Origin of the sequence: Acinetobacter sp. YH12227 (genome assembly GCF_013417785.1) — a bacterium.
GTDB classification, from domain to species: Bacteria; Pseudomonadota; Gammaproteobacteria; order Pseudomonadales; family Moraxellaceae; genus Acinetobacter; species Acinetobacter gandensis.
In genome coordinates, this window is record NZ_VPDH01000027.1 from 13,396 (window position 1) to 36,260 (window position 22,865).

22 protein-coding genes, 5 tRNA genes and 1 pseudogene are annotated in these 22,865 nt (G+C 41.0%); 26 read left to right on the forward strand and 2 right to left on the reverse strand.

The window, feature by feature from the left end; translation table 11 throughout:
• Window positions 1-11 precede the first annotated feature (11 nt).
• Window positions 12-806: a thioesterase family protein gene (locus FTV09_RS07645; protein ID WP_067761412.1), complete on the forward strand. Its 795-nt coding sequence runs from the start codon at window positions 12-14 to the stop codon at window positions 804-806.
• A gap of 104 nt (window positions 807-910) precedes the next feature.
• On the forward strand, window positions 911-1,498 hold the full coding sequence (gene pgsA / locus FTV09_RS07650) for a CDP-diacylglycerol--glycerol-3-phosphate 3-phosphatidyltransferase (RefSeq protein ID WP_067761409.1): 588 nt from the start codon (window positions 911-913) through the stop codon (window positions 1,496-1,498).
• Between the two features lie 952 nt (window positions 1,499-2,450).
• On the opposite strand, the gene FTV09_RS07655 is transcribed toward pgsA, so the two are convergent.
• Together FTV09_RS07655 and argH are read right to left on the reverse strand one after the other, a co-directional pair.
• Window positions 2,451-2,723 (reverse strand): oxidative damage protection protein, encoded by a 273-nt coding sequence (locus FTV09_RS07655; protein ID WP_067761406.1) that lies wholly within the window; start codon window positions 2,721-2,723, stop codon window positions 2,451-2,453.
• A 26-nt stretch (window positions 2,724-2,749) separates the two neighbouring features.
• Window positions 2,750-4,180: an argininosuccinate lyase gene (argH, locus tag FTV09_RS07660; protein WP_171256639.1), complete on the reverse strand. Its 1,431-nt coding sequence runs from the start codon at window positions 4,178-4,180 to the stop codon at window positions 2,750-2,752.
• Between argH and FTV09_RS07665 the strand changes: the two genes are divergently transcribed.
• The 24 genes and pseudogenes from FTV09_RS07665 (at window position 4,171) to rplA (ending at window position 22,606) form a co-directional block, all read left to right on the forward strand.
• Window positions 4,171-5,325, forward strand: coding sequence for a sensor histidine kinase (locus FTV09_RS07665; protein ID WP_180057756.1), 1,155 nt, complete (start codon window positions 4,171-4,173; stop codon window positions 5,323-5,325). The two genes, argH and FTV09_RS07665, sit on opposite strands and share 10 nt — an antisense overlap.
• A gap of 55 nt (window positions 5,326-5,380) precedes the next feature.
• Window positions 5,381-6,121 carry a LytTR family DNA-binding domain-containing protein gene (locus FTV09_RS07670; RefSeq protein WP_067761397.1) on the forward strand — a complete coding sequence of 247 codons (741 nt, stop codon included), beginning with the start codon at window positions 5,381-5,383 and terminating at the stop codon, window positions 6,119-6,121.
• A 95-nt stretch (window positions 6,122-6,216) separates the two neighbouring features.
• Complete coding sequence (hemC, locus tag FTV09_RS07675) at window positions 6,217-7,134, forward strand: hydroxymethylbilane synthase (protein WP_218949592.1); 918 nt, start codon at window positions 6,217-6,219, stop codon at window positions 7,132-7,134.
• 3 nt (window positions 7,135-7,137) lie between these two features.
• Complete coding sequence (locus FTV09_RS07680; protein ID WP_067761391.1) at window positions 7,138-7,917, forward strand: uroporphyrinogen-III synthase; 780 nt, start codon at window positions 7,138-7,140, stop codon at window positions 7,915-7,917.
• On the forward strand, window positions 7,914-8,750 hold the full coding sequence (locus FTV09_RS07685; RefSeq protein WP_067761388.1) for a hypothetical protein: 837 nt from the start codon (window positions 7,914-7,916) through the stop codon (window positions 8,748-8,750). Before FTV09_RS07680 ends, FTV09_RS07685 begins: the two co-directional genes overlap by 4 nt.
• Before the next feature lie 5 nt (window positions 8,751-8,755).
• A complete protein-coding gene (locus FTV09_RS07690; RefSeq protein ID WP_180057759.1) occupies window positions 8,756-9,949 on the forward strand; it encodes a heme biosynthesis protein HemY in 1,194 nt (397 codons plus the stop codon).
• Window positions 9,950-9,960: 11 nt separating this feature from the next.
• Complete coding sequence (locus tag FTV09_RS07695) at window positions 9,961-10,389, forward strand: thioesterase family protein (RefSeq protein WP_067761385.1); 429 nt, start codon at window positions 9,961-9,963, stop codon at window positions 10,387-10,389.
• Window positions 10,390-10,530: 141 nt separating this feature from the next.
• Window positions 10,531-10,857, forward strand: a complete 327-nt coding sequence (locus FTV09_RS07700) for an H-NS family nucleoid-associated regulatory protein (RefSeq protein ID WP_067761817.1) — start codon at window positions 10,531-10,533, stop codon at window positions 10,855-10,857.
• A 167-nt stretch (window positions 10,858-11,024) separates the two neighbouring features.
• Window positions 11,025-11,768 carry a type II secretion system protein N gene (gene gspN, locus FTV09_RS07705; RefSeq protein ID WP_180057761.1) on the forward strand — a complete coding sequence of 248 codons (744 nt, stop codon included), beginning with the start codon at window positions 11,025-11,027 and terminating at the stop codon, window positions 11,766-11,768.
• Window positions 11,768-12,634: a type II secretion system protein N gene (locus FTV09_RS07710; RefSeq protein WP_180057764.1), complete on the forward strand. Its 867-nt coding sequence runs from the start codon at window positions 11,768-11,770 to the stop codon at window positions 12,632-12,634. Before gspN ends, FTV09_RS07710 begins: the two co-directional genes overlap by 1 nt.
• A 42-nt stretch (window positions 12,635-12,676) precedes the next feature.
• Window positions 12,677-14,732: pseudogene (gspD, locus tag FTV09_RS07715) on the forward strand (type II secretion system secretin GspD); the annotation flags it as partial.
• Window positions 14,733-15,260: 528 nt separating this feature from the next.
• Window positions 15,261-15,956 carry an FHA domain-containing protein gene (locus tag FTV09_RS07720; RefSeq protein ID WP_180057767.1) on the forward strand — a complete coding sequence of 232 codons (696 nt, stop codon included), beginning with the start codon at window positions 15,261-15,263 and terminating at the stop codon, window positions 15,954-15,956.
• Window positions 15,957-16,030: 74 nt separating this feature from the next.
• Entirely contained in the window at window positions 16,031-16,699 is a 669-nt protein-coding gene (gph, locus tag FTV09_RS07725) for a phosphoglycolate phosphatase (RefSeq protein WP_180057769.1), read from the forward strand.
• Between the two features lie 120 nt (window positions 16,700-16,819).
• Window positions 16,820-18,313 (forward strand): anthranilate synthase component I, encoded by a 1,494-nt coding sequence (trpE, locus tag FTV09_RS07730; RefSeq protein ID WP_067761370.1) that lies wholly within the window; start codon window positions 16,820-16,822, stop codon window positions 18,311-18,313.
• A 98-nt stretch (window positions 18,314-18,411) separates the two neighbouring features.
• Window positions 18,412-18,487, forward strand: a tRNA-Thr gene (locus FTV09_RS07735).
• A 53-nt stretch (window positions 18,488-18,540) separates the two neighbouring features.
• A tRNA-Tyr gene (locus tag FTV09_RS07740) sits at window positions 18,541-18,624 on the forward strand.
• Between the two features lie 38 nt (window positions 18,625-18,662).
• Window positions 18,663-18,738 (forward strand) — tRNA-Gly (locus FTV09_RS07745).
• 23 nt (window positions 18,739-18,761) lie between these two features.
• Window positions 18,762-18,836: transfer RNA gene (locus FTV09_RS07750), tRNA-Thr, on the forward strand.
• Between the two features lie 148 nt (window positions 18,837-18,984).
• On the forward strand, window positions 18,985-20,175 hold the full coding sequence (gene tuf / locus FTV09_RS07755; RefSeq protein ID WP_067761367.1) for an elongation factor Tu: 1,191 nt from the start codon (window positions 18,985-18,987) through the stop codon (window positions 20,173-20,175).
• A 50-nt stretch (window positions 20,176-20,225) separates the two neighbouring features.
• A tRNA-Trp gene (locus tag FTV09_RS07760) sits at window positions 20,226-20,301 on the forward strand.
• Between the two features lie 75 nt (window positions 20,302-20,376).
• Window positions 20,377-20,817: a preprotein translocase subunit SecE gene (gene secE, locus FTV09_RS07765; RefSeq protein ID WP_180057772.1), complete on the forward strand. Its 441-nt coding sequence runs from the start codon at window positions 20,377-20,379 to the stop codon at window positions 20,815-20,817.
• A 7-nt stretch (window positions 20,818-20,824) separates the two neighbouring features.
• Window positions 20,825-21,358, forward strand: coding sequence for a transcription termination/antitermination protein NusG (gene nusG, locus FTV09_RS07770; protein ID WP_067761361.1), 534 nt, complete (start codon window positions 20,825-20,827; stop codon window positions 21,356-21,358).
• A gap of 120 nt (window positions 21,359-21,478) precedes the next feature.
• On the forward strand, window positions 21,479-21,907 hold the full coding sequence (gene rplK / locus FTV09_RS07775) for a 50S ribosomal protein L11 (RefSeq protein ID WP_004868049.1): 429 nt from the start codon (window positions 21,479-21,481) through the stop codon (window positions 21,905-21,907).
• A 3-nt stretch (window positions 21,908-21,910) separates the two neighbouring features.
• Window positions 21,911-22,606 carry a 50S ribosomal protein L1 gene (rplA, locus tag FTV09_RS07780; protein ID WP_067761358.1) on the forward strand — a complete coding sequence of 232 codons (696 nt, stop codon included), beginning with the start codon at window positions 21,911-21,913 and terminating at the stop codon, window positions 22,604-22,606.
• Window positions 22,607-22,865: the final 259 nt, after the last annotated feature.

Sequence of the window (22,865 nt, forward strand, 5' to 3'; positions counted from 1 at the left end):
CAGGGATGGATATGTCACTTACAGCGTTATATCAACATATAGAACAGCATGAATGGGTGGATATTCCAGAAGGTTGGTTGCAAGGCAGAACCATCTATGGTGGTTTAGTTGCAGGCATGATGATGCAAAAGGCCTTGATAACTCTAGCTGATACGGGGCGTCGTCTACTCAGTTGTAATGTGACATTTGTAGGCCCTGTTCAATTGGCACCTGTCCGCTTAGCTGCGGAAATTTTAAGACAGGGCAAGTCAGTGACCACCATTGAAGTCCGTCTTTGGCAAGATGATGCAGTGCAAAGTATTCTATTGGTGAGCTTTGGTGTTCCACGTGAATCCTCGATTGTTGTTAATCAAGAGCGTATCGCACCGACTTTTCCAGAAGTAGAAACACTCAAAATTGCAGAACATCATCCACTGGCACCGCAATGCTTTCAGCAAATGGATTTGGCCTGGGTTGATGGGCAATATCCATGTACAGCCAGTCGTAAGCCCGACTTCAGTGGTTGGATGCGATTCAATCCCCTCAAACATGAAAATCGGAAGATGACTGAGGCTGATCTATTGGTCTCGATGGATATGTGGCCGCCTGGCGTGTTACCCATGTTTAAAACCATGGCACCAGCGAGCTCACTGACCTGGACTTTAACCTATGTACATCCATTACAATCGAATGTGCATAACTGGTTTAAATATAAAGTATTTACAGACTATGCAGCAGATGGTTATGCAACAGAATATGCGCATTTATGGGATGATCAGGATCGGTTAATTGCAATTGCACGGCAGACGGTTACAGTGTTTGCCTAGTGACACTGCTAGGCATTTCGTATAAAGTGAGTGCAACTAACGATGGATAAATCCTCAAATTATTCTGCATTTACATCGTGCATGAGGGGAAAACTGGGGTGTCTATGACAACAGGTCGAATCCTGAATATTCCTAATATTTTAACACTGGCACGAATTGCTTTAATTCCTGTATTTTTGCTTGTGGCTTATTGGCCACCTGCAATGGGTGTGGGTGAGCATGTTGCAAGTATGTCACGTCATATTTTGTTGACGTCGATTTTTGTTATTGCTGCTGTGACGGATTGGTTTGATGGTTATTTAGCACGATCATTAAATCAAACCTCTGCATTCGGGCGTTTTTTAGATCCTGTAGCAGATAAATTGATGGTTGCGGCGGCATTGATCGTCTTGGTGCAATGGCAGCCGACCATTTCTATGGCATTTGCTGCAATTGTCATTATCTCACGTGAAATTACAGTTTCGGCACTACGCGAATGGATGGCTGAACTGGGTGCACGTACTAGCGTTGCAGTGTCTACTGTCGGTAAATACAAAACAGCATTTCAAATGATTGCAATTTCAGTCTTCTTATTGAATTGGCAACCACTTGAAATGTTGGCGTATGGATTACTGTATACCGCAGTCGTATTAACATTATGGTCGATGTTTATTTATTTAAAAGCCGCATGGCCCTATTTAAAACAGCCTTAAACTGACGATTACAGTTGAAAAGCTCCTTTCATAAGGGGCTTTTTTATGGCCAACTATTTGAGTTAACTAAATTTTGTGTTTTTAAAAATTATAAAGTGAAGACAGGAATGAACAAATGAAGCAAAAATTGTTCAGGTAATTAGATCATGATTAAATAAGCAAATTTTGGATAAAAAAATTCCCAGACTTTGGGGGAAGACTGGGAAGGAAATCGGGGTTACTTATCGCTATTATTGAAGATGTTTCCATCTCCTTGATTTGTATTATAGGAAAGTGATTTAAAAAAAGCATGTAGGTTCTTGTAGTGTAATGTTGTGTTTTATTGAGAAATGTATCACAGATTTACAAACTTAATTTTTGATACAACTTATAAGCTTACTTTGGTGTAATCTGCCTTTTGAAAGCCAGTTAAATGTGTTAATTGAACCCTAGAAAATCGAAATATTTTAATTTTTTATAATATATTGAATGATTTAATTTGAAATAAAATTGACTACGTAATAAAAACTTTTTGTGCTGTAAAATATTTTAGCTCATAATTTTTACCACTATTCTCTATGGTTTAAATAAAAAAATAAGCAATATTTTTCGTTTAGTTCTGCTTTTGGTTTTAGCTTAGATCAAGATAAAAAGCGGCCTTTTAGACCCTGTGATGTGGTTGTAAATTACGCTTCCGCTTTCTTTTAGCCTAGTGTACTAATGCTTCTAAAATAAAAAAAGAGACTCCATAGAGTCTCTTTTTTTATTCAAGCCTATGCACATCTTCGATGTTTGTATTGCGAAAGAGCGGGGCAGTGCTTCTTAAAATAAAAAGGGAACCCGGAATGAGTTCCCATTTTGACAATTAGAACTACGCGCTTCGCTTGTCTTGCAGAAAAATAAGGCAGCGCCTTTTTTTCACTCGAAGCATAGCTTCTCGTCTTGCAGCGTGGCGGAGCAGTGCTCCGCTTTATCACGCTTCAGGCTTGAGCCCTTCGGCTTTTTCAAGAGACTCATCATTGCTGAAGAATTTTTCACGCTGTTCTTCAAGAAACTTTTTTGCATCTGGTTCAAACACATTTAAACGCTTTTCATTGATTAACGTTGTTTGGTGTTTTAACCATTCTTGCCAAGCTTGCTTTGACACGCTGTCAAACAATTCTTGACCCTTTGCACCGGGGAATGGTGCAAAGTCTAAACCTTCCATTTCAGCCTGATATTTACGGCAAAAAACTTGTCGAGACATATCAATACTCCATTTAACTTGAACAGTTATGCGTAAAGTTTTTCTAAACGAGCGTGTGCACGTTCAATCGCAGCTTCAACTTGAGCCGGTGCCGTACCACCAATGTGGTTACGGGCATTGACTGATGCTTCCAAAGTCAATGCTTTTTCAAATACATCCGCTTGAATCAAGTCAGAGAATTGCTGAAGTTGCTCAAGTGTTAATTCAGATAAGTCTTTACCTTCTTGAACACCTAGTGCAACGGCTTTACCTACAATTTCATGTGCATCACGGAATGCAACGCCATTTTTAACTAAGTAGTCAGCAAGATCAGTTGCTGTAGAGAAACCACGAAGTGCTGCTTCGCGCATGATTTCAATGTTTGGTACTAATGCTGGGATCATATCCGCAAAGGCCATCAATGAACCACGAACGGTATCAATCGCATCAAACAACGGTTCTTTGTCTTCTTGGTTATCTTTGTTATAAGCCAATGGTTGACCTTTCATGAGGGTCAATAGGCTCATCAAATCACCATAAACACGGCCAGTTTTACCACGAATTAACTCAGGAACATCAGGGTTTTTCTTCTGTGGCATGATTGAAGAGCCTGTACAGAAACGGTCTGGAATGTTCACGAATTTGAACTGAGCAGATGTCCATAGGATCATTTCTTCAGACATACGTGACAAATGCATCATGATTAAAGATGCCGCAGCGTTGAACTCAATACCGAAGTCACGGTCAGACACTGCATCTAGCGAGTTTTCAGCAACCGCTTCAAAACCTAATAATTCAGCAGTATATGCACGGTCGATTGGGTAAGTCGTACCTGCAAGTGCAGCAGAACCTAATGGCATACGGTTAGCACGCTTACGACAGTCAATTAAGCGCTCTGAGTCACGTACCAACATTTCAAACCAAGCCATTAAATGGTGGCCGAAAGTCACAGGTTGTGCGGTTTGCAAGTGAGTAAAGCCAGGCATAATGGTATTGGTGTTTTTAGCAGCGAGACCCAAAATACCTTTTTGCAATTTTTGTAACAAACCTAAAATGGCATCAATTTCATCACGTACATATAAACGGATATCAGTTGCAACTTGGTCATTACGACTGCGGCCAGTATGAAGTTTTTTACCCGCAATACCAATACGTTGAGTCAAACGAGACTCAATGTTCATGTGCACATCTTCAAGATCAATGCGCCATTCGAAGTTACCCGCTTCAATTTCAGCTTGAATGGTGTTCAAACCATTTACGATGTCTTCGCGTTCTTGCTCGGTTAATACGCCTACTTTTGCAAGCATGGTTGCATGTGCAATTGAACCTGCAATATCTTGTTTATAAAAGCGTTGGTCAAATTGTACAGATGCTGTAAATTCAGCAACAAAAGCGTCAGTAGCTTCAGAAAAACGACCGCCCCACATGCCTGAAGTTTGGGCTTGTGACGGATTTGAGGAATTAGAAGATGTGGTCATGTCGGCTCAATAAGATAAAAAGCAGTAGAACTAAAAACAGTATAGCAAATTCGAGCTCTGTTGCCGCAGTCAAGCGACATCTATCTTCGACTTCTTCAAATAGGCATGATCCAGCATCGTATTTTTTTAGCAGAATGGGGCGTTGGCAGCATCTTCTGGAGTTATTTGTAGCAGGCAATATATTAGGCTTGGTGTTGGCTTTAGCACAGGTGCAATCATGGCAGGCTTTGAGCTTAAATTCTGTTTTACAACATATTCTATTTATTAACTGGATACTCCTTGCCTTTGCGGCTTTTGTAGATCTCTGGAAAGATCGATTTAGTCAAATGGGTATTAAAATGGCTTTGCTGTGTGGTTTTAGTTTGTTACAAGCTTTGGTCTTTCTCACCACAGTCGCTTTAAATATCTTGCTGCACTTTGGTACAAATATGAGTCTTTCAGACCTTAATTTGGCTACGGCGACGCAAAATTTGGTTTTGCATTTAAGTTATGGTGTATTGCTTGGCGCATTTTGTTTTCGTTATTTATATTTAAGAGAACAGTGGGGGCGTCAACAACATAGCGAGTTAAATTCGCGTATACAGGCCATGCAGGCACGTATTCATCCACATTTTTTATTTAATAGTTTAAATAGTGTCATTAGTTTAATCGCAATTGATCCGGATAAAGCAGAGCAAATGCTATTAAATCTGTCTCGATTATTTCGAGCCAGTTTTCAAGAGTTAAAGTTGGTGAGTTTGCAAGAGGAAATAGACTTATGTCAGCGCTATTTGGCGATTGAACAGATGCGATTGGGAGATCGTTTAAATGTTGAATGGAAATTACAGCCGTCAGATCGATACTCAAGCGTACAAATTCCACTATTAACTTTACAACCTTTGCTAGAAAATAGTATTTTTCATGGAGTTGAAAAAATTCTGACAAAGAGTACGATAAGTATATTGATTGAAATCTTACAAAATCAAATAAATATCGTTATTACAAATCCTTATACACAGGATAAAATAAATTTACGTCAGGGGAATGGTATTGCAATTGAAAATGTGAAGCAGCGACTTGAGGCATACTATGGTCAAAGCGTCATCTTTCAAACCAATGCAGGCGAAGGAATGTATACGACTGTGGTGCAATATCGATATAAGTAGAAAATTACAGTTAATCTATAAAAACAACTGATGTTAACTGTATAAAGGAGGAGATATGGACATCCTGATTTGTGATGATGAGTCTCTAGCGATAGAACGATTGTCACGTTTAGTCACTCAACTTGGACATCATGTTGTGGCAACAGCAACACATGGTCGGCAAGCAATTGAGTTGGTTCAAAGCCTAGAGCCAGATGTCATACTATTAGATATTCAAATGCCTGAAATGGATGGATTAACTTGCGCGCAATATTTGCGTCAGTTAGATCCAATGCCCGCAATTATTTTTTGTACTGCTTATGATCATCATGCACTTGATGCGTTTCGATCAAATGCAGAGGGATATTTGCTAAAACCAGTTATGCAACAGGAATTGCAGCAGGTTTTAGATCATATTATTAAATTAACCCAAGCTCAGCTGAGCACGATAAAACAAAAAGAAAATATGGACGAAATCAAAATCAGCCGACATCAAATAGCGGCAAAAACCTATCGTGGTGTGGAATTGGTGCCTGTTGAAAATATTTACTACTTTTTAGCAGATCAAAAATACGTCACGGTAAGACATAAAAATGGCAGTGTCTTAATTGATGAGACGCTAAAAGATTTAGAAAATGAATTTGGTGATCGTTTTATACGTATCCATCGTAACGCTTTGGTTTCTATTGGTTTTCTAGATGGCCTTGAGGTTGTGAGTTCAGGTCAATACCAAGTGCGTTGTCGCGATCTGGAAGAACGCCTTGCGGTGAGTCGCCGTCATTTGCCAAATTTACGTGAGCGAATTCAAAAATTATAATGCACACGCGTATTTTCAAATTTAAATATGCTTGCATTTTAAAGTGAGCAGGTTAAGTTTAGAATAACGCTTAAACAGACTGCATTTTAAATTTTATGAAAATCCTCAAGATTGCAACTCGACAAAGCCCACTTGCATTATGGCAAGCGGAACATATTCGTGCGCGTTTAGAAGCACTCCATACCGATTTAAAAGTTGAGTTGGTTACTTTTGTCACTCAAGGTGACAAAATTATTGATACACCTTTGGCTAAAATTGGTGGTAAAGGATTATTCGTAAAAGAGCTTGAAGCGGCCTTATTAGATGGTCGTGCAGACTTAGCGGTGCATTCAATGAAGGATGTGCCGATGGCGCTGCCTGAAGGATTAAATTTAGCGGTAATTTGTGAACGTGAAGATCCGCTCGATGCTTTTGTTTCGAATACCTACAATCATTTTGATGAGCTACCACAAGGTGCAAAAGTCGGTACATCAAGTCTACGCCGTAAATGTCAGATTTTAAAACAACGTCCTGACCTTGAGATTATTGATCTGCGTGGCAATGTGGGTACACGTTTATCAAAATTAGATGCGGGTAACTATGACGCCATTATTTTGGCGAGTGCAGGTTTGAAACGTTTGGGTTTGGCCGAGCGTATCCGTCATACCATCCAACCGGAATTTAGTTTACCAGCAGTAGGTCAAGGTGCATTGGGGCTAGAGTGCCGTACCGATGACCAAGCCGTTTTAGATTTGATTCAGCCTTTAATGCATAGTGAAACTAATGCATGTGTACGTGCAGAACGTGCTTTCAATGCGTATTTGGAAGGTGGTTGCCAAGTTCCAATTGCAGGTTATGCAGTACTGCAAAATGGTCAAATTCACTTAGAAGGTCGTGTCGGCAGTGTGGACGGTAAAACATTACTGAAAGCACAGCGAATTGGCGCAAGCGAGAACGCTGAACAACTTGGTGTTGCCTTAGCACAAGAGCTTTTAGCGCAAGGTGCTGGTGATATTTTGAAGGCATTGTATTAATACATGTTGTTTATCAATACACGCCCTCAAGATCGTGCAGCGGTTCTCACTGAGACTTTGCAACAGGCCGGAGTGCGTGTACTAGAGCTTCCACTCCTTGAGTTAAAAGCTGCCCCATGGTCACAAGATTTGGCGCAGCTATATTCAGCCCTTTTGTATGCGCAAGTCATTGTTGTGGTGAGTCCTTCTGCCGTACATATGGGAATGGCTGGATTGGCTCAAGCGGGACTGAAGATTGAGCAATTAAAGCAGATTCATTGGATTGCTGTAGGACAGGCAACTGCAAATACATTAGCGGATTACGGTATCAATAGTGCAGTTCCAGAAGTCGAAACTTCAGAAGGCATGTTGAGTTTACCGATTCTAGAACAATTGGCTGCTGGTGCCACAGTTGCATTTTGGCGTGGTGAAGGTGGTCGCCAATTTATGATGCAGCAGTTAATTGATCGTGGTATTCATGTCCTTAACTTTGTTTTATACCATCGGCAATGTCCAACTGAAGCCGAACAAATTATTAAAAAAAATCGTACTGTTTTTGAGTCGTCATCTTCGTATTGTATGCTCGTGACCAGTGAAGCCAGTTGGCTCAATTGGTTGCGACTGATGCAGCCATATCCACAATGTGTTGCGGATGCATATTATTTGGTGTTGGGCGAGCGTCTGATGCAATTGCTTGAACATTACGGACAGCAGTCAAATTTAGAACTCAAAATACTGCAATTAAACGATTTAAATGCATTACATATTTTGCAGCAGGTTAGGCAGGTGCAGGGAAATACATGAAGAGGTTGGTTATTGTTGTTGTCATTGCCGCGCTACTTTGGCTGTTCAAGTTAAGTTTTGATGTTTATCAAATGAATGCCAAACAAACGGAGTTGATGCAGCAGCAAACGCAATTGCAGCAGCAAAATGCAGGTTTGAATGATCAGTTGGTTGCGATGAAGCGACAATATGATGGTCAGCCTGTAACTTCTTCACCTGCAAATCCGCCAGCAATGCAAGCAGATGATCACGTTGGTGTTCAGCCGATTACTTTGATTGGGCAGCGTTTAGAGTTGGTTGAGTTCGCATTACAACAGCAGCAATTTGGTGTGGCGCTAGAAAAATTGAATCAGCTAGATCAACAGCTGGAAATATTTAGTTTGGCACCCGCACTTAGAATGAGTCTGCATCAGGTGATTGCGAAAGATCGAGAGATGCTGACGCAATATGTGGTTGCGCGCCAAACTCAGCAAAATAAAATTAAACAAGTTTTACAGACACTGGATCAAGCACTGCAAAAAGAAATACAGCAGCCTTATCAAAATACCCCAAAACAAAAAGAACAGTCATTTTTGAGTCGCTGGATTCAGGTTGAAGCTGTTGAACGGCCGAGTGTGGATTTATTACAACGTGGAATTGTCTTAAAAGAAATTCAACTCAGATTATTATTGGCTCAGCAAATTATGTTGAAAGGGCAGTATCCTGAATTTCAACAAGAATTGACTGAAATTATTCAAATCATGCAGCAATTGCCTGATCCACATTTAAAGCAGATACAACAAAAAATAGTGCAATTAAAAGAAACACCTGTTTTATCTGTTCCTCAATTAAATACCCGTGCACTGATAGGTTAATGGCGATGAAACAAATTTTATTGGCCTATTTATTGATTAGCTTATTTGCCATAGCCATTATGAGTGTATTGAGCTTTGGTTATGGTGCTGGTTATGTCTATGTTTACTGGCGTGATTGGCAAGTTCAATCCAATATTTGGTTTATTATTTTTGTTTTAGCTTTAATCAGTTTTATTGTTCAAATGCTTTGGTATGGGCTAAAGCGTTATTTAAGCCGTGAGCAACGCAAAAGTGAAACTGTTTTTAATTTTAATAAATTACACCCTTATGAACAGCTTGCAGTTATTTGGTTATTGAATGCTGCACATGATCAAAAGGATTTTATTCAACAAGCATTTACTGAGTCAGGTTTATTAAAAGGTGTGATCGATGCACGATTATCTTGGATTCAGCAAGATTATCCAGCAGCATTACAGGCATTAAATCAAACCAGTCCTATGGCTTTTGAATTGGCTGAATTACAACGAATAGAAATTTATTTAGGACAAAATGATGGTGAGCAAGCATTAACGCATTTAGAGTTTTTAAATCAACATGAATTGTCACCATGGTTAAATAAAGTAAAAACTGCGTATGAACAGCGCTTGAATACCTTGTGGGGTGCCTTTGCTTTACAATTTCCATGGTTGTATTTACGCTCAACACGTTATGGCCATTTGGATGAGGTGACTAAGCAGGCCTGGTTGGCACAGTTATTACAAGCTTTTGATCAAGCAGATGTCGATGATTTGCAGAATTTAAAACAGCGTTACCATGATTTGCAGGATCAAATTGCCGAGAGAAATTATGCGGTCAAAGTGCTGTGGCTCAAAGTGTTATCTCGCATGCCGGATATGAGCCAAGAACATGAACGATTAGCTGTGCATCTGCTAGAACAGCAGTTTAATCAAGATGTGTTTTATATGTGGTTTCAGGCACAACTTCTCAAACAAAATCCTGACTATGTCGCGGTGGAGCAACAGATTGCGCTGTGGGAACAAAAATATCCTGCATTGCCTGTATTGAATTTTGCAAAGTGGAATATTTATAACGCAACCCAGCGTAGTGCAGAAGCGGATGCTTTGTTGGCACAATATCCTGATGATGTATTAATGAGCTATCTCAGAATTAAATCAGCATTAAATCAGCAGGATGATTTAATTCGACAATTAAATTTAATCTTTGAAAACAATGCGAATTTTATGGAAATAAAAATATAAGGAAATTGAATATGCAAGAATTAAACAACTATCCTGTGATATATGAACAAAAAGTTGCATGGGGCGATATGGATGCATTTGGTCATGTTAATAATGTGCATTATTATCGCTATATGGAAAGTGCACGAATTGCATATTTAGATTTGTTGAATATATTTAATCAAGATGTACTTACTGTTGTTGCATCAAGTCAGTGCAAATTTATTCGTCCTGTAATTTATCCAGATCAATTAAAAGTGGCAACGCGAGTAGAAGAATTAAGAAATAGTGCATTTCGTATGAGTTATCTATTATGGAGCGAGTCACAGCAAGCCTATGTAGCATCGGGTGATGCAGTTATTGTATGCGTCGATAATCAATTGATGCAAAAAATGGCGATACCTGAAAATATTAAACAACGTATTAAAGAAATTGAATTGACTGCTCAAAATAATATTTAAATACAAAAATGCATGATGAAATGAATATATTTGTGTTAATTTATTGTTGTGTAGCGTAAATTGTTTATTGAATAATTATTTTATTATAAATATTATGTGCAAGTTTTAAAAAGCAAAATAATACGATATTTCGGAGTAAAGATTATGCCTGATATTAGCAATCTATCAGTTGAAGAGTTAAAGAAATTACAAGTTGAAGCGGAAGCTTTAATTGCGTCTAAAAAAGACCAAGCGATTGAAGATGCGTATAATCGTATTTTAGAAATTGCTGAAAACTTAGATTTAACCGTAGAGCAGATTCTTGAATCTGGCGCGAACAAACGTAAAAAATCAACACGTAAAGCTGTTGAGCCACGTTACCGTAGTAAAGCGAATGCTGCTGATACTTGGACAGGTCGCGGTAAACAACCACGTTGGTTAGTTGCTGAGCTTGAAAAAGGCGCAAAACTTGAAGACTTCTTAATCTAAGTCTTTCATCAAGTCGTAACATCCTGAATCTAGGATGATGAAACCGAGCAAATGCTCGGTTTTTTTAGCTCTTTGAATTGGCTATGCAGAAAAAGTATGCATAATGTGCCTATAAAGAAAAAAAGTTTAAATCATGGATGTAAAGTTGAAAGTTCGGTTGTGGTGGGATGATCAGTAAATCTAATAATATTCGATGGCTCATTTTCGCCATCCTGAGTTTTTTTATTTTTGTCTTGCTGCAAGTCCCAGCAGCATGGTTGATCACAAAATTTTATAAAAATAATCAAATGTTGCACAACGTTAGCGGCAATATTTGGCATGGCCAAGCGGATTGGACCAAAGGTAACCTTAAAGGTTCTTTAAATTGGAAGACACGACCTTGGGATTTGATCTTATTGCGTCTTGGTGCAAATGTTGAAATTCATAGCGGTAACACCAAACTACAAGGCGTAGTGGGTTATGGCTTGGGTAAAGCCATCACCATTAAAGCGTTAGAAGGGCAAATTGCACCTGAAACATTAAAAAGTTTTGCCCAATGGCAATGGCCAATCAATGCGATCCAGCTGAAAGACGTGCAGTTTAAATACAAGCCGCAACAAGGATTTACTGCGACGGATGGTGAATTGCAATGGGCGGGTGGAGATCTTGGTTTTACCTTTGCGCAGCGCCAAGAGTCGATGAATATTCCTGTTTTGTCGGCAAAATTAAAAGATGATAACGGTAAGTTAACGATTGATGTGCGGGATCAACGTGAACAAAAAATGATGAATTTGCAGCTTGAGCCAGACTTGATGTTAGATGTGCAGCTCACCCAGCGGTTTTTGATGAATGTTGCATCCTATGAAGGTAAAGCTGGTCTTGATACTTACGTAATTAGCTCACGTCAGCCTTTATTAGCTGGGGTGAACTGATGCGTAATTATCTAGACACAATGCGCGAATTGAACTGGAAGCAAGCTGATCGTATTGCTCCATTGGTCTTGGCCTTATTAATCTTGTATCTATGCTGGAAATTGGCGGCATTTTTTTGGCTCTTGATTGCACCACCTCAGGCTATGCAAATTGAGCGTGTTGAGCTAGGTTCTGCTCAAGTGCAAGTACCGAATATTAGTTCGTTTGCGTTGTTTCAGGAACAATCATCAAATGCAGCAAACGAACAACTGAATATGGTGTTACAAGGTGTGGTGGTTGGGCAGCCAAGTCGCTATTCATCTGCGGTGATCAAAATTAATGAAAGTTCAGACCGTTACTTGGTAGGTGAAACGATAGAGGGTTCTTCTTATCAATTGTCTGAAGTCTATTGGGATAAAGTGATTTTGCGTCAAGCCAATGGGGCAACACGAGAACTGGCATTTAAAGGCATCGAGAATGGGCTGAATCAGCCGATTGTCCCTACAGCCAATGCGACCAATAATACAACGATGCAAAATAGCAGCACTGACAATAGCGCCATGACATCGAACAAGGCACAAAGTCAGACACAAACGGCGATCGGGCAAGCAGTTCAGCGCATGGCTGAAAACCGTGAACAATATATGCAAGAAATGGGGGTTACCCCTTCAGGAAGTGGTGGCTTTGAAGTGACAAGCCGCACACCGACCGCATTAAGAAATAAGCTAGGATTGCAACCGGGTGACCGTATTATGTCTTTAAACGGGCAAACCGTAGGTCAAGGTCAATCAGAAGCGCAATTATTAGAACAAGCCCGCCGTGAAGGGCAGGTGAAACTTGAAGTAAAACGTGGTGATCAAGTGATGACCATACAACAGGATTTTTAGTGATGATTCATCACTATATAGGGTTAGGAAACACAGGCGTATATGGCTTTTTTTAATAATAATCGTTCAACTCTAGCTGCCTATGCCATGTTGCCCTTGGCTGCGATGGTCAGTACGGCAAGTTTCGCTCAAACTTGGAAAATCAATCTACGTGATGCTGATTTAACAGCGTTCATTAATGAAGTCGCTGATATCACGGGGAAAAACTTTGCTGTTGATCCTCGTGTGCGTGGTAATGTCACAGTCATTTCCAATAAGGCTTTAAATAAAACAGAAGTCTACGATTTATTTTTGGGTGTTTTAAACGTTAATGGTGTGGTGGCCATTCCATCAGGCAATACCATTAAGCTTGTACCTGATAGTAACGTTAAAAGTTCAGGTATTCCTTATGATGCCCGACACCGTGCTTCGGGCGATCAAATTGTGACGCGTGTGATTTGGTTGGATAATACCAATGCCAATGACTTGATCCCTGCTTTACGCCCATTGATGCCACAGTTTGCACATTTGTCTGCAGTAGCGGGGACCAATGCGCTAATTGTCTCAGACCGTGCGAGCAATATTTATCAGCTTGAAACCATTATTCGTAATTTGGATGGAACTGGGCAAAATGATATTGAAGCCGTGACTTTGCAATCAAGTCAGGCGGAAGAAATGATTGGTTTGCTTGAAGCAATGAGCTCGACAGGTGCGTCGAAAGATCCGAAAGGCTCGCGCATTCGCCTGATCGCTGATAATCGTACCAATCGTATTATTATTAAAGGGGATACGGCGACGCGTAAACGTATCCGCCAGATGATTGAAACCTTAGATGTTCCTGCAGCGGATCGTTTAGGTGGGCTGAAAGTCTTCCGTTTAAAATATGCCAGTGCGAAAAATTTATCTGAAATATTACAAGGGCTAGTGACTGGGCAGGCGGTTTCAAGTAACAATAATTCGGCTAATTCAAATAATAATTCAACGAGTAACTTACTCAACGGCACATCTGATAATCAGTCATTAACAGCCAATAACAATACTAGTTCTGGGATTAATCTCAACAGTAATAATAATTCAAATAATCAAAACAGTATCAGTAGCTTTAATGCCAATGGTGTTAGCATTATTGCTGACGCGACGCAAAATGCTTTGGTGGTCAAAGCTGATCCGCAATTGATGCGTGAAATCGAATCAGCTATTCAACAATTAGATATCCGTCGTCAACAGGTATTGATCGAGGCTGCCATCATCGAGGTAGAGGGTTCCGATGCAGATCAATTGGGTGTGCAATGGGCATTAGGGGATATCAGTAGTGGTATTGGACTGATTAACTTTGATAACTTTGGTTCAAGTTTAAAAAATATTGCAGCAGGTTATTTGACAGGTGGTGCTGCGGGCGCGGGTAGTGCGGTCGGTGCGGGAACATCATTAGTATTGGGTGATTATCGAGAAGGAAGTGATGGTTCTCGTAAATTATACGGTGCCATGATTCAAGCATTAAAAGAAAAAACCAAGTCGAACTTACTGTCTACGCCGTCGATTGTGACCATGGACAACGAAGAAGCCTATATTGTGGTTGGTGAGAACGTACCCTTTGTAACAGGTTCTGTATCGACCGGTGCAGCAGGCGTTGCAAATCCATATACTACCATCGAGCGTAAAGATGTCGGTGTGACCTTAAAAGTGGTTCCGCACATTGGTGATGGTGGTTCGGTTCGTTTAGAGGTTGAGCAAGAAGTTTCAGATGTGAAAACCAATAAAGGTGAAGCATCTGACTTGGTGACCAGTAAGCGTGCCATTAAAACCTCCATTTTGGCTGAGCATGGTCAAACCATCGTTTTAGGTGGGTTAATTTCAGATAATACCCAGCATGGCCGTCAGTCTGTGCCTGGTTTAGGTTCGATTCCTGTTTTGGGTAAGCTCTTCAGTTCTGAGGGCAAGTCCAATGTTAAGCGAAATTTATTAATCTTCATTCATCCAACAATTGTAGGTAATTCAGCTGATGTGAAAAAAATGTCACAGCAGCGTTATAACCAGTTATATAGCTTGCAATTGGCACTGGATACCGATGGCAACTTTGCTAAGTTGCCTGAAAGTGTTGAAGATATTTATCAGCAACGTATTCCTGTGTCTAAAGGTGTTGCACCTGCACCCGTTCAGCCGGCCCCTGTTGCACAGCCACAAGTGACACAACCTGTGGTGACAACCCCTGTTGCGATTGAGCCACCTGTTAAGCGTCAAACAATTGCTGTACCAAATGGCAGTCGACAAACAAGTTCAAATTATCATGTGTTACCGACACAACCACAGTCCACAAAAAAAGTTACTGTTGCTCAATCTACCCACACAATGAATGTAAAGGTTAATGAATCAGTGTTAGTGCGGGAAATTCAGCAAAGTGTGGTGCAAAAAATTGATCAACCGATGGTTGTTGCAGGTTTATCTAGATCTTTTCAGTTGGATGAAGCATCAGCTTCTGCCAATAGAATGAATGATCACAAAGATGAATACCGAACCATACATTTGAACCCTGAAAATTTGTTAGCATTTCAAAAAAATCAACCGTTCACACAATCGACGCCAAGTTGTCAGAATGGGAATGGATATTCTCTGTGTTATGATTGATTTAGGTAAAGAGAGATAAGCTATGACTTGGAAAATTCAAGCGATTTCAGGTGATTTAACCGGTCAGGAAATCAGTATTGATCGCGATATGTTGGTGGGTCGCCACCAACAGGCCGATATTGTGCTACAACAATCTGAAATTTCGCGTAAGCATGCGGCATTTTTAATTAAAGAACAGGCACTCTGGTTGCAGGACTTAAACTCTTCAAATGGTACATTTATTAATGATGTGCGTTTGGATGGTGAGTCTTTATTAAAACAGGGTGATATTGTTCAGTTTGCGAGTTTAAAGTTTAGCGTGCTTGCACCTGCTAAAGCTGTTGATGTGCCTGTTGAAATACAGCAAAGCATTAATGAGATTCAAAGTGTTGAAGCTATTCAACAGCCAGCAGAAGCTGTGGCTGTATCTGAAACTGCGCAAGAAAAGTCTGCTGCGCAGCAAATGAATGATCAAGGCATGCCTGAACTCAAAGAACGTGATGGTTCGGTGCAGTTAACCCGTGATGGTATGCCTACGAATGTGGGTATTCCTAAGCCAGCACCAATTCCTGAAGGGGTTGATGTTAATGCGCCTGTGACACCCGAAGCCTGCAATGTTGAAATTCCAGAGAGCTGCGTTGAGCAAGAAAAAGAAGCGCAAAAAAATGCCTCTGTGGGTTTGATCTCTGTCATTGTATTGGTCATTCTTGCCATTATTGCATGGGTAATGTTCAAATAATTTTGGACAGCTCAATCAAAAGGCATGCATGAGCATGCCTTTTTTGTTTCAGTTTCAATTTAAAGAGGGTAAAAATGTTGGATGTACGCCTAGCAGATCGCCAAATGATTTTGTTTGATTTGGATGGAACCCTAGTGGATTCAGCTTCAGATTTATATCGTGCCATGAATATGAGTTTGAATACCTTGCAGTTGCCGCTTGTGACAGAAGTGCAGGTGCGTAATTGGATAGGTAAAGGAACATCGTTATTTTGTCAAAGTGTATTAGAACATTTGACTGGTAAGGTGGATGCGGCACAACATCATTTGTTACTGCAAACTTTCTTGAAAATTTATAATGCAGATCCTTGTGTGTTAACACAGCCTTTTAATGGCATCCTAGAATTTTTAAAATGGGGGCAAGCTGAGCAAAAGACTTTAATTTGTGTCACCAATAAACCTGAGCAGCCTGCGCGCAGCATTGTTGAGGCACTGGGGATGAATCAATACTTTGTAGATGTAATTGGTGGTGATCGCTTTGAAGAGCGTAAGCCGCATCCGAAACAACTTTTGTATTGTGCAGAACATTATGGTTTGCCGAAAGAGCAGATTCTAATGATTGGTGATTCGGTGAATGATGTTGAAGCTGCACGCCGTGCGGGTATCGATTGTATTGTGGTCAGCTATGGCTATAATCATGGGGAAAATATTCAAGATTGCCAGCCACAAATGGTGGTTGATAATTTAAAAGAATTATTGGGTTGAAATAAGCAGTGGGTAAGGACGTGGGAATGAGTGAGTGTGTAGTTTTTCGATGGCGTGATTAATTCAGCATCCAAAATAGCAAATGAAAATCAACCATACGAAAATAGATAGAGAAACAAGATGACTACACAAGCTCAATTTGAAGATTTAAAATCAGCAGGTTATAACCTCATTCCTGTGTATCGCCAGCGCTTAGCAGATACGGAAACGCCTTTATCTGTCTTTGCTCGATTAAAACAACATAAACAAGCCTATTTATTTGAATCTGTTGAAGGTGGTGAAAACTGGGCACGTTATTCAATCATTGGCTTAGGTGAATCGACCGTATTTTCTTGTAATGAAGGGCAATTAACGGTTCAACATACCAATGGTCAGATCGAAAAACAGGCTTGCTTAGATCCATTCCAATACATACGTGACTTCCAAGCACAGTTTAAAGTGCCGACACAGCAAGAGCTACCTGCACTGCCAAGCTTTACTGGTGGTCTAGTGGGCTACTTTGGTTATGATGCTGTACGTTATATTGAACCTAAGTTGAATAATGTCCCAGAAGCTGATCCAGTCGGCATTCCTGATATTTGGATGATGTTATCGAAGACAGTCATTGTCTTTGATAACTTAAAAGATACGCTGTTTTTAATTGTGCATGCAGATGTGAATGATCCAGCGGCTTATACCAAAGCACAAGCGCAGCTCGATGACATCGAAGCATTGTTGGCAACACCTGTTGTTTTGATTGCTGAAAAGCACACTGCACCAAATTTTGAATCTATTACAGGGCACGATAACTTTATTGAGTCGATTGCCAAGGTGAAAGAATACATTAAGGCGGGTGATGTGATGCAGGTTGTACCAGGGCATCGGATGGTCTCAGACTTTGATGGTGAGCCGTTACAGGTCTATCGTGCATTACGCCACCTTAATCCATCACCGTACTTGTTCTTGGTGCAAGGGCAGACTTTAGAAAACAATACACCTTTTCATATTGTTGGTTCATCACCAGAAATTTTATCGCGTTTAGAAAATGGTATCGCAACCGTGCGTCCATTAGCGGGTACACGCCCACGTGGTAAAACCAAAGAAGAAGATTTGGCGCTGGAAAAAGATCTGCTATCTGATGAGAAAGAAATTGCAGAACATTTGATGTTGATTGATCTAGGTCGAAATGACGTTGGTCGTGTATCAAAAATCGGTAAAGTTCACGTGACTGATCAAATGGTGATCGAGCGTTATTCACATGTCATGCATATTGTGTCAAATGTGCAAGGTGAAGTGCGCGATGATGTAGATGCGTTGGATGTTTTTAAGGCAACATTCCCAGCGGGTACGCTATCTGGTGCACCAAAAATACGTGCAATGGAAATTATTGACGAAGTTGAGCCGGTCAAACGTGGAATTTTTGGCGGTGCTGTTGGTTATTTAGGCTGGCATGGTGAAATGGACATGTCGATTGCGATTCGTACCTGTGTAATTCGTGAAAATAAGGTCTATGTACAGGCGGGAGCAGGGGTGGTTTATGACTCAAATCCTGAATCTGAATGGAATGAAACCCAAATAAAAGCTCGCGCAGTGATCAAAGCGGTTGAATTATCGTCAAATGGATTGATTTTGTGAGTTTTTCACGTTTTTTTTAGAAAAAACACTTGCACAGATTTTTGTTTTTGCTAAACTGCACACCGTTCCGATACGAAACGTACGAAACACTAAGAAACGCCGGCATAGCTCAGTTGGTAGAGCAACTGACTTGTAATCAGTAGGTCCACAGTTCGAATCCGTGTGCCGGCACCATCTTAGAAGTTTGAGAGTGAGTAAAAAGAACAACACTGAAGTAAGTGTAAAATGGTGAGGTTCCCGAGCGGTCAAAGGGGGCGGACTGTAACTCCGCTACGAAAGTTTCGAAGGTTCGAATCCTTCCCTCACCACCAATTTTAAGACTTCAATAAGTGGTTTGTACCAACATCGTGCGGGAGTAGCTCAGTTGGTAGAGCGGCAGCCTTCCAAGCTGCATGTCGCGAGTTCGACCCTCGTCTCCCGCTCCATATATATTGAAGTACTTATATTTGCTCTTATAGCTCAGTGGTAGAGCACTCCCTTGGTAAGGGAGAGGTCTCGAGTTCAAATCTCGATAAGAGCTCCAGATTACAGTTTAGCAACATTGTTGCACAAGATTCCAAAAAGCAGGCTATTTAGTCTGCTTTTCAAGTATTGGGTGTTTATTTTTTAGGCGATATGTCGGAGCTGGGTGTTACTCAGAATTGTTTTCGACGTAAACGAGGAAGAAGAGCATGGCTAAGGCTAAGTTTGAACGTAATAAGCCACACGTTAACGTGGGTACAATTGGTCACGTCGACCATGGTAAAACAACTTTAACAGCTGCAATTGCAACTGTATGTGCAAAAACTTTTGGTGGCGAAGCGAAAGACTACGCTGCAATTGACTCTGCACCTGAAGAGAAAGCACGTGGTATTACAATTAATACTTCACACGTAGAATACGATTCAACTATTCGTCACTACGCTCACGTAGACTGCCCGGGCCACGCCGATTATGTTAAAAACATGATTACTGGTGCTGCTCAGATGGACGGCGCGATCCTTGTATGTGCTGCGACTGATGGTCCAATGCCACAAACTCGTGAACACATCCTTCTTTCTCGTCAGGTAGGTGTACCTTACATCGTTGTATTCTTAAACAAATGCGACCTTGTAGACGACGAAGAGCTTCTTGAATTAGTGGAAATGGAAGTTCGTGAACTTCTTTCTACTTATGACTTCCCTGGTGATGACACTCCAGTTATCCGTGGTTCTGCTCTTGCAGCTCTTAACGGTGACCAAGGTCAATACGGCGAACCAGCTGTTGTTGCTCTTGTTGAAGCGCTTGACTCTTACATTCCAGAGCCAGAACGTGCTATCGATCTTCCATTCCTTATGCCAATCGAAGACGTATTCTCAATCTCAGGTCGTGGTACAGTAGTAACTGGCCGTGTTGAGACTGGTATCGTTAAAGTAGGCGAAGAAGTTGAAATCGTTGGTATCAAAGATACAGTTAAAACAACTGTAACTGGCGTAGAAATGTTCCGTAAACTTCTTGACGAAGGTCGTGCGGGCGAGAACTGTGGTGTTCTTCTACGTGGTACTAAACGTGAAGACGTTCAACGTGGTCAAGTACTTGCTAAACCAGGTGCAATCAAACCGCATACTAAATTTGACGCAGAAGTATACGTACTTTCTAAAGAAGAAGGTGGTCGTCATACTCCATTCCTTAACGGTTACCGTCCACAGTTCTACTTCCGTACAACTGACGTAACTGGTGCGATTGCACTTAAAGAAGGTGTTGAAATGGTAATGCCTGGTGACAACGTTGAGATGTCAGTAGAGCTTATCCACCCGATCGCAATGGACCCAGGTCTACGCTTCGCAATCCGTGAAGGCGGTCGTACAGTTGGTGCTGGTGTAGTTGCTAAAGTTACTGCATAATACACATTGTTAAATACAGATCGAGAGTTACGACTCTCGATTTGCTCTGCAGGTCAGTAGTTCAATTGGTAGAGCGTCGGTCTCCAAAACCGAATGTTGGGGGTTCGAGTCCCTCCTGACCTGCCAATTTTTTTAAAAAGAAGCTTGATGCTGGCTCAACTGGTCATATAATAAGTCGCGAATTCTACGACGAGTACAAAAATGTCGAATGATAAATCGCGTGACGCATTAAGCGACGCGCCAATTCCTCAAAGAAATAATTCTGCTGAAGTTGTTAATTCTGGTTCCCCTCTGGACTTTGTTCTGTGGGCTATCGCATTGATTTTACTCGGCGGTTCAATGATGGTGAATCAATATTTGCCAGCATACTGGGCACCAGCGAATGATGTCTGGGTTCGTGTTGGGGTGATTTTGGCTTGTATCATCGTGGCTTTAGGTTTATTATACGCCACCCATCAAGGCAAAGGCTTTGTTCGATTGTTGAAAGATGCTCGTATTGAGCTACGTCGAGTGAGCTGGCCAACAAAGCAAGAGACCGTGACCACATCTTGGCAGGTACTTGCTGTAGTCTTAGTGGCATCCATTTTATTATGGTGTTTTGACTACGCTTTGAGCTGGTTAATGAAGTTTATTATCGGGTAAGAGAGCTATGAAACGTTGGTACATTATTCATGCCTATTCAGGCTATGAAAAACAAGTGTTACGCTCACTTAATGATCGAATCCAGCGTAGCGCTGTAGCCGATAGCTTTGGTGAAGTCCTTGTCCCTACTGAAGAAGTGGTGGAAATGAAGGATGGTAAGAAACGTAAGTCAGAGCGTAAGTTCTTTCCAGGCTATGTGTTAGTCGAAATGGAAATGAACGATGAAACTTGGCACATTGTTAAAGAATGTCCAAAAGTTTTAGGTTTTATTGGTGGTACGGCTGAAAAACCGGCACCGATTACGCAAAAAGAAGCTGATGCGATTCTTGCTCGTGTACGTAATACTGGTGAAGCGCCTCGTCCTAAGACAATGTTTGAGCCAGGTGAAGAATTACTCGTTATTGATGGTCCATTCACCGACTTTAAAGGCGTGGTGGAAGAAGTTCAATACGAAAAATCTCGTCTTACTTTGACGATTAATGTATTTAATCGACCGACTCAAGTAGAACTCGAATTTCGACAAGTCGAAAAAGCGAACTAATTTTAGTTGGTTGATAAACGCCCGATTTTTTATAAGTCGGGCATTGTTGTTGTAACGGTTGTCGTTACTTGAAATCATTGGGGAGCCTTCATCGGCGCTTGTACCCAGAGGTAATTGAAAATGGCTAAGAAGATTGACGGCTATATCAAGCTGCAAGTTCCAGCTGGTAAAGCAAATCCATCTCCACCGATTGGTCCTGCACTAGGTCAACGTGGTGTAAACATCATGGCATTCTGTAAAGAATTCAATGCTGCTACACAAAAAGTTGAAGCTGGTCTTCCAATTCCTGTAGTGATCACTGTGTACAACGACAAGTCGTTCACATTCATCATGAAAACTCCACCTGCTGCGATTCTTCTTAAGAAAGCTGCTGGTATCCAAAAGGGTTCAGCTGTACCTAACAAAACTAAAGTTGGTAAGTTGACTCGTGCTCAATTAGAAGAAATTGCGACTACTAAAGAACCAGATCTTACTGGTGCTGATTTAGACGCACGTGTACGTACCATCGCTGGTTCTGCGCGTTCTATGGGCTTGGAAGTGGAGCTATAAGACATGGCTAAATTAACTAAACGTCAAAAAGCCATTGCTGCTGCTGTTGAAGCAAACAAAGTTTACACTTTGGAAGAAGCAGTGCAAGTTCTTAACACTATTCCTGCTGTTAAATTCAAAGAATCTTTGGATGTTTCAGTAAATCTAGGTGTTGATCCTCGTAAATCTGACCAAGTTGTTCGTGGCGCGACTACACTTCCTGCAGGTACTGGTAAAACTGTACGTGTTGCTGTGTTTGCTCAAGGCGCGGCTGCTGAAGCTGCTAAAGCTGAAGGCGCAGACGTTGTTGGTTTTGATGATCTTGCTGAAAGCATCCAAGCGGGTAACCTTGACTTTGACGTAGTAATTGCTGCACCAGACGCTATGCGTGTTGTGGGTAAATTAGGTACGATTCTTGGTCCACGTGGCTTAATGCCAAACCCTAAAGTGGGTACAGTAACTCCTGACGTAGCTGGCGCTGTGAAAAACGCGAAAGCTGGTCAAGCACGTTACCGTGTAGACAAAGCAGGTATCATCCACGCTGCGATCGGTCAAGTAGGTTTCACTGCTGAAGCTGTTCGTCAAAACGTTGAAGCACTTGTTGCTGACCTTAAGAAAGCAAAACCTGCTACTTCTAAAGGTATCTACATTCAAAAGATCACTTTGAGCTCAACTATGGGTCCTGGTCTTACTATTGATGTAGCTAACGTTTCTAAATAAGTTTCGACTTATTACAGAATTTTAAAGCCCTGAGTAATATTTGAAGCACTGCTTTAAATATTACGCAAGAAGAAACCGGTTTCGGACTACTTGCAAACTTAGGCAAACTTTGAATTGATAAATTTTTCGTTTATCAGCGTCAAAGACCGCAGGTGAGGGGAGTTTTATGCTCTTTTCTTAATCGTCCAGCCTGCGTAGACGCGGTGGTGTGATTTGTTCATCCTCCGCGTGTAAGTTCAGTAATGAATTTACGAATTGG

Coding starts and splice junctions, on each gene's coding strand:
- FTV09_RS07645 (WP_067761412.1), top strand. CDS start 12: ATGTCACTTACAGCGTTATATCAACATATAGAACAGCATGAATGGGTG.
- pgsA (WP_067761409.1), top strand. CDS start 911: ATGACAACAGGTCGAATCCTGAATATTCCTAATATTTTAACACTGGCA.
- FTV09_RS07655 (WP_067761406.1), bottom strand. CDS start 2,723: ATGTCTCGACAAGTTTTTTGCCGTAAATATCAGGCTGAAATGGAAGGT.
- FTV09_RS07665 (WP_180057756.1), top strand. CDS start 4,171: ATGTGGTCATGTCGGCTCAATAAGATAAAAAGCAGTAGAACTAAAAAC.
- argH (WP_171256639.1), bottom strand. CDS start 4,180: ATGACCACATCTTCTAATTCCTCAAATCCGTCACAAGCCCAAACTTCA.
- FTV09_RS07670 (WP_067761397.1), top strand. CDS start 5,381: ATGGACATCCTGATTTGTGATGATGAGTCTCTAGCGATAGAACGATTG.
- hemC (WP_218949592.1), top strand. CDS start 6,217: ATGAAAATCCTCAAGATTGCAACTCGACAAAGCCCACTTGCATTATGG.
- FTV09_RS07680 (WP_067761391.1), top strand. CDS start 7,138: ATGTTGTTTATCAATACACGCCCTCAAGATCGTGCAGCGGTTCTCACT.
- FTV09_RS07685 (WP_067761388.1), top strand. CDS start 7,914: ATGAAGAGGTTGGTTATTGTTGTTGTCATTGCCGCGCTACTTTGGCTG.
- FTV09_RS07690 (WP_180057759.1), top strand. CDS start 8,756: ATGAAACAAATTTTATTGGCCTATTTATTGATTAGCTTATTTGCCATA.
- FTV09_RS07695 (WP_067761385.1), top strand. CDS start 9,961: ATGCAAGAATTAAACAACTATCCTGTGATATATGAACAAAAAGTTGCA.
- gspN (WP_180057761.1), top strand. CDS start 11,025: ATGATCAGTAAATCTAATAATATTCGATGGCTCATTTTCGCCATCCTG.
- FTV09_RS07710 (WP_180057764.1), top strand. CDS start 11,768: ATGCGTAATTATCTAGACACAATGCGCGAATTGAACTGGAAGCAAGCT.
- FTV09_RS07720 (WP_180057767.1), top strand. CDS start 15,261: ATGACTTGGAAAATTCAAGCGATTTCAGGTGATTTAACCGGTCAGGAA.
- gph (WP_180057769.1), top strand. CDS start 16,031: ATGTTGGATGTACGCCTAGCAGATCGCCAAATGATTTTGTTTGATTTG.
- trpE (WP_067761370.1), top strand. CDS start 16,820: ATGACTACACAAGCTCAATTTGAAGATTTAAAATCAGCAGGTTATAAC.
- tuf (WP_067761367.1), top strand. CDS start 18,985: ATGGCTAAGGCTAAGTTTGAACGTAATAAGCCACACGTTAACGTGGGT.
- secE (WP_180057772.1), top strand. CDS start 20,377: ATGTCGAATGATAAATCGCGTGACGCATTAAGCGACGCGCCAATTCCT.
- nusG (WP_067761361.1), top strand. CDS start 20,825: ATGAAACGTTGGTACATTATTCATGCCTATTCAGGCTATGAAAAACAA.
- rplK (WP_004868049.1), top strand. CDS start 21,479: ATGGCTAAGAAGATTGACGGCTATATCAAGCTGCAAGTTCCAGCTGGT.
- rplA (WP_067761358.1), top strand. CDS start 21,911: ATGGCTAAATTAACTAAACGTCAAAAAGCCATTGCTGCTGCTGTTGAA.